Source organism: Mycobacterium sp. ACS4331 (genome assembly GCF_001667265.1).
Classification (GTDB): Bacteria; Actinomycetota; Actinomycetes; order Mycobacteriales; family Mycobacteriaceae; genus Mycobacterium.
Map to the genome: position 1 here is coordinate 1 of NZ_LZHW01000082.1, position 5582 is coordinate 5582.

Sequence of the window (5582 nt, forward strand, 5' to 3'; positions counted from 1 at the left end):
GGGCCGACGCTGGGCGGGCATGTGCTGGGCGGGCTGCTGGCCCGGGAAATCGACGCGCTGCGGGCCGACCCCGACCTGGTGCCGGCGCGGCTGACCGTGGACATGCTGCGCCGGGTGGCCACCGAACCGGTTCAGGTCAGGGCGAAGGTGTTGCGGGTCGGCGGCCGGATGCAGGCCGTCGACGGCGAGGTCATCCAGCACGGCGAGGTGGTTGCACGGGCCTCGGCGCTGTATCTGCGGCGCGGCGACCAACCCGGGGAGCGCGCCTGGAGCACGCCCATCCAGTTGCCGCCGCTGCCCGTCGAACCGGCCGAGTTCGACGACGCCATGCCGATGTTCATCAAGCCGTACGGCCGGGATCCCGCCACCGACGGCCAGGGCATCGTGTGGCAGCACGACGGCCCGCGGTACGCATGGCTGCGGGAGGTGCGCGAACTGGTTGCCGGGGAGAAGAACTCGCCGTTCGTGCAGGCCGCCCTGGCGGTGGACGTGACGGCGTCGCTGACCAACTTCTCCACGTCCGGTTTGGGATTCATCAACGCCGACTACACGCTGACACTGTGCCGCCTGCCCGAGGGCCCGTACATCGGGATGGCGGCACTGACCCACTACAGCGACGCCGGGTTGGCCACTGGCACCGCGGGCCTGTTCGACACGCGCGGGCCGATCGGCACCGGCGTCACCACGGCGATCGCCAACCCGCACTTCGGCGCCCGACAGTTCATCAGGGCGTCTGAGTCGCAGTGAGCGTCAGGGTGCAAACGGGGCGAAGGTCCCGTCCAGCACCTCGCGGTGTCCGATGGTGCGGCCGGTGACCGTGTTGGGGTCGACCGCCGCCAGGCGCACCACCGCTTCGGCGAAGTCGGCCTCCGAACCGATGTCATCGAAATCCGTGCGGTAGTAGGACAGTCCGGGAGTCATCATGGCCTGCGACGGGGACAGCGCGTTGACGGAGATGTTGCGCCGCTGCAGTTCGTAGGCCGCCGAACTGGTCAGGTGCTCCAGGGCCGCCTTGGATCCGCCGTAGCCGGGCAGGATGCCGCCGGTGAAATCGGTGTAGGGCCCGTCTCCGGGGATGCGCGAGGCCACCGAGGAGATGTTGATGATCGCCCCTTCGCCCAGCGTCAGCATGTCCGGCACCACCAACTGCATGAGCTCGTACGCCGCGAACACCGCGATCTCGAAGTGCCGCCGGAAGGCATGCACCGGCGTGCCGACGAAGGCCGGCCAATCCGCCTGCGGCCCTGCAGGTCTGGCGGGCTTGGCCGGTTTGGCTGCCGGCGTGGCATCGGCTTTGGGCGGGCGACCGGGAGCGGTGAACGCCGCGTTGTTGACCAGGATGCTCACCGGCCCGAGCGCTGTACGGGCCTCCTCCACCAGACGCGGCAGGTCGTCACGGTCGGTCAGGTCGGCGCGGATCGGGACGGCTTTCCCGCCGGCGGCCTCGATCTCGGCGACGGTGGCACCGATGGTGCCGGGGAGGCGTTCGTCCCAGACCTGTTCGGTGCGCGCGACGACGGCGACCCCCGCGCCCTCTGAGGCCAGCGCCAGGGCGATCGCGCGCCCAAGCCCGCGACTGGCCCCCGTCACGATCGCGGTCCGGTTCTCCAGGCGTCCCATGGTCATCTCCTCACTCCGTGCACGACGATCGCGGTGGTCTGATCCACCCAGTCCTCGTCGAGCGGCCTGGCGGGATCGAAAAGCAACCTCAGCATCGTCGCACCGCCGATCACTTCGATCAGACGGTCGGGGTCGATGTCGGGATGCACCTCACCCCGCGTAATCCCCTCCAGCACCCGCTGGCGGACGGCCGAGAACGTCTCGGTGAACCGGTCCCTGATTCGAGCGTTGAGGCGCTCATCGGCCACCATGTCGGCGATCAGCCCTGGCAGCGCGGCCCGCACGACGGGCGTGGTGTACACGTCGCGGGCAACGGCGATCATGGCGCGGACATCCGCGGCGATGTCGCCGATCGACGCCTCCAGCGCGGTCGGTGCAGCCGGAAAGGTGGCCTCGTGGACGAGTTCGACCTTGCTGGACCAGCGTCGGTACAGCGCGGTCTTGGTGGTGCCCGCCCGCTCGGCGATCGCCGCCATGGTGAGGTTCGAATAACCGATCTCGACAACCAGCTCCGCGGTGGCCTCGAGTATGGCAGCGTCGATACGCGGATCGCGGGGACGGCCGGCGCCGGAACCCTTGTCAACCGCCGATGGGTCTGCTTTCATAACGCTACCCACCGTATCGTAATTCTGGCGACAAGGAAGTGCTCAGTGCCGAGTGATCCCACCGTCGAGACCGACATCGACCATCTTCAGCGGTCCAGCCGGGATGTCAGCACCCTGCCCGCGGTGCTGTCGCAGTGGCTCTCGACTGTGATGCCGGGGGGCGTCGCACCCGAGATCACCGTGGAGAGCGGCGTCGACTCCAACGGAATGTCCTCGGAGACCATCATTCTCACGGGACGCTGGATCTCCGATGGAGGGCCCCACGAACAGAAGTGGGTGGCCCGAGTCGCACCCGGCGAGGACGACGTCCCCGTCTTCTCGTCGTACCGGCTTGACCACCAGTTCGAGGTCATGCGCGCCGCGGCCGAACTCACCGACATCCCGGTCCCCCGGGTGCGCTGGCTGGAGAACACCGGCACCGTGCTGGGGCGCCCGTTCTTCCTCATGGACCACGTCGACGGGGTGGTCCCGCCCGACGTCATGCCCTACACGTTCGGCAACAACTGGTTCGCCGACGCCAGCGCGGAGCAGCAGCGCGCACTGCAGGACCGCACCGTCGAGGTCATCGCCAAACTGCACTCGATCCCCGACGCCGAGAAGCGGTTCGCCTATCTCACCGAGGTCGACCCGCCGGGTGACAGTCCCCTGCGGCGCCACTTCGCCTGGCTCAAGGACTGGTACGACTTCTCCGTTCCCGGGATCGGCCGCTCGCCCCTGGTGGAACGCGCGCTGGTCTGGCTCGAGGACAACTTCCCCGACGACGTCGCGGCGGCGCCGTCCGTGCTCGCATGGGGCGACTCGCGCATCGGCAACGTGCTCTACCGCGACTTCGCGCCGGTCGCGGTGCTCGACTGGGAGATGGCCACCGTTGGCCCCCGCGAGTTGGATGTCTCATGGATCATCTTCGCGCACATGGTCTTCCAGGAACTCTGCGGCCTCGCCGGGATGCCTGGCCTGCCCGAGGTGCTGCGCGAGGAGGACGTGGTGGCCACGTACCGCGCCCACACCGGCGTCGAGGTGGGTGATCTGCACTGGTTCTACGTGTACTCCGCGGTCGTGTGGTGCTGTGTGTTCATGCGCACCGGCGCGCGCCGAGTGCACTTCGGCGAGATCGAACGGCCCGAGGACGTCGAATCGCTGTTCTACCACCGATCCCTGCTGGAGAAGCTGCTCGAAGGGAGCCACTGATGCTCGGGCCCATGGACGAGTTCCCGGTACACCAACTCCCCCAACCGATCGCGTGGCCGGGATCGAGCGACCGCAACTTCTACGACCGCTCGTACTTCAACGCCCACGACCGCACCGGGGACATCTTCGTCATCACCGGCATCGGCTACTACCCCAACCTCGGGGTCAAGGACGCCTTCCTGCTGGTTCGGCGCGGTGACGTGCAGACCGCGGTGCACCTTTCAGACGCCATCGACCAGAATCGGCTGCACCAGCACGTGGGCGCCTACCGGGTCGAGGTGGACGAGCCACTGCACCGCCTGCGGATCATCCTCGAAGACACCGAGGGGATCTCCGCCGACCTCACGTGGCAGGGCCTGTTCGATGTCGTGCAGGAGCAGCGCCACATCCTGCGCACGGGCAACCGCGTCACCCTCGATGCCCAGCGGTTCGCCCAATTGGGTTCCTGGCAGGGACATCTGGAGATCGACGGCGAACTCGTCACGGTCGACCCCGCGACCTGGATCGGCAGCCGGGACCGGTCCTGGGGCATCCGGCCGATCGGCGAGGCCGAACCCGCGGGCCGGCCCGCGGACCCGCCGTTCGAGGGCATGTGGTGGCTGTACGTGCCGATGGCGTTCGAGCACTTCTCGATCGTGCTGATCATCCAGGAGGAGCCCGACGGCTTCCGGTCCCTCAACGACTGCACCCGCATCTGGAAGGACGGCCGCATCGAGCAGCTCGGCTGGCCGCGCGTGAAGATCCACTACACGTCGGGCACCCGAATCCCGACCGGCGCCACCATCGAGGCCACCGACGCACGCGGCGACGCGCTTCGCTTCGAGGTGGAGTCCAAGCTGGCCTGCCCGATCCATGTCGGCGGCGGCTACGGCGGCGACTCGGACTGGATCCACGGCACGTGGAAGGGCGAGAACTTCACCGAACGCCTGACCTATGACATGACCGACCCCGCGATCATCGGACGCGCCGGGTTCGGCGTCATCGACCACGTCGGCCGAGCGGTCTGCCACGGCCCGGACGGCACCGCCAGCGAGGGCTGGGGGCTGTTCGAGCACGGCGCCCTGGGACGGCACGACCCATCGGGGTTCGCGGACTGGCTGACCGTCGCCCCCTGAGTCTCGCGATTTCGGCGCGCTTTCCGGTGCTGAGCGCCGGTCAGCGCGCCGAAAGTGCGCGGCGGAGGGCGGCGATCACGTGTTCGGGCCGCTCCACCAGGTCCTGCCAAGTGAACCGCAGGATCTGCAGATCGAGCAGCGCAAGCTGATTCTGCCTGCGCCGATCTCGCTGAAAGGTCTCGGCGTCACTGTGGAACGCCCACCCGTCGATCTCCACCGCCAGCTTCTTCCCGCGAAACAAGAAGTCGACGAGGTAACCGCCGACCGGAACGTTCGCTTCCCAACCCGTGATGTCGGCCCGCGTCACCAGTTCGATGAACAATCGCTCGGCGTGTGATCGGGCACCGTCGTCTGCGGCCCGCAGCAACATGCGGGCGCGAGGAGATCCATAGCGCCCCTTGTTGTCCAAGTGCGCTCGCCACAGTTGAGGGAGATCAGTACACCGCTGCAGCGCACTGTCCATCACAGCCGGCCCACCGCCGGGTCGGACCGCCGCTTCGATCACGGTCAGCGGCAGGGCCGTCACCAGCAGTCCGTTCCGCTCGATGAGATCGACTGGCTTGAGATCGCGACGCCGGACCCGGGTGCCCGGATGACAGCGCCCACGCGAGTTTCGCGGCACCGTCACCTCTACGATGCCGGGTGGCTTACTGACCAGGCCATGCCACCACGCCGCGGCCAACCCGCTGGCCGCGGCGCGTGGCCCATACGACCACACGGCGGCACGCAGCCGCGCCGCGGGCGTGAACGGTCGATCGTCGACGAAGTAGACACCCCGGCCACATCTGCGCCAACTTTTCGTGCGCACCCGTCGTCGTACCGCGTCTTCGCTCAGCCCACACCGCCGGGCCTGCGTCAGCGTGATGACTCCGTCATGTCGTCGAAGATGGTCATCAATCACAATCGTTGGACTGACAACCCAGCCCGAACGGTTCCCTCCCTCGCGATCTCGGCGCGGGGGGGGGGGGGCCCCCCCCCCCCCCCCCCCCCCCCCCCCCCCCCCGCGGGGGGGGGGGGCGGGGCGGATCCCGGCGGGAGCGGGGGGCGCGGGCCG

Annotated in this window: 6 protein-coding genes; 3 read left to right on the forward strand and 3 right to left on the reverse strand. The window is 68.7% G+C overall.

Going from position 1 to position 5582, the window contains the following annotated elements:
* The coding region (locus A5727_RS19235) for an acyl-CoA thioesterase domain-containing protein (protein WP_068253315.1) at positions 1–747 on the forward strand (747 nt) is incomplete at its 5' end.
* Between the two features lie 3 nt (positions 748–750).
* On the opposite strand, the gene A5727_RS19240 is transcribed toward A5727_RS19235, so the two are convergent.
* Both A5727_RS19240 and A5727_RS19245 read right to left on the reverse strand, forming a co-directional pair.
* Complete coding sequence (locus A5727_RS19240) at positions 751–1626, reverse strand: SDR family NAD(P)-dependent oxidoreductase (protein ID WP_068253323.1); 876 nt, start codon at positions 1624–1626, stop codon at positions 751–753.
* Positions 1623–2225 (reverse strand): TetR/AcrR family transcriptional regulator, encoded by a 603-nt coding sequence (locus tag A5727_RS19245; protein ID WP_068253327.1) that lies wholly within the window; start codon positions 2223–2225, stop codon positions 1623–1625. The genes A5727_RS19240 and A5727_RS19245 overlap by 4 nt, the downstream gene beginning before the upstream one ends.
* A 45-nt stretch (positions 2226–2270) precedes the next feature.
* On the opposite strand from A5727_RS19245, the gene A5727_RS19250 reads away from it, so the two are divergent.
* Together A5727_RS19250 and A5727_RS19255 are read left to right on the forward strand one after the other, a co-directional pair.
* Positions 2271–3413: a phosphotransferase family protein gene (locus A5727_RS19250; RefSeq protein ID WP_068253329.1), complete on the forward strand. Its 1143-nt coding sequence runs from the start codon at positions 2271–2273 to the stop codon at positions 3411–3413.
* Positions 3413–4528 (forward strand): Rv3169 family protein, encoded by a 1116-nt coding sequence (locus tag A5727_RS19255; protein ID WP_068253332.1) that lies wholly within the window; start codon positions 3413–3415, stop codon positions 4526–4528. Before A5727_RS19250 ends, A5727_RS19255 begins: the two co-directional genes overlap by 1 nt.
* A gap of 40 nt (positions 4529–4568) precedes the next feature.
* On the opposite strand, the gene A5727_RS19260 is transcribed toward A5727_RS19255, so the two are convergent.
* Positions 4569–5429 carry a type IV toxin-antitoxin system AbiEi family antitoxin domain-containing protein gene (locus A5727_RS19260; RefSeq protein WP_068253343.1) on the reverse strand — a complete coding sequence of 287 codons (861 nt, stop codon included), beginning with the start codon at positions 5427–5429 and terminating at the stop codon, positions 4569–4571.
* Positions 5430–5582: the final 153 nt, after the last annotated feature.

Bases quoted from the DNA above. Each gene is read 5' to 3' on its own strand.
- A5727_RS19240 (WP_068253323.1), bottom strand. From the start codon at position 1,626: ATGACCATGGGACGCCTGGAGAACCGGACCGCGATCGTGACGGGGGCC.
- A5727_RS19245 (WP_068253327.1), bottom strand. From the start codon at position 2,225: ATGAAAGCAGACCCATCGGCGGTTGACAAGGGTTCCGGCGCCGGCCGT.
- A5727_RS19255 (WP_068253332.1), top strand. From the start codon at position 3,413: ATGCTCGGGCCCATGGACGAGTTCCCGGTACACCAACTCCCCCAACCG.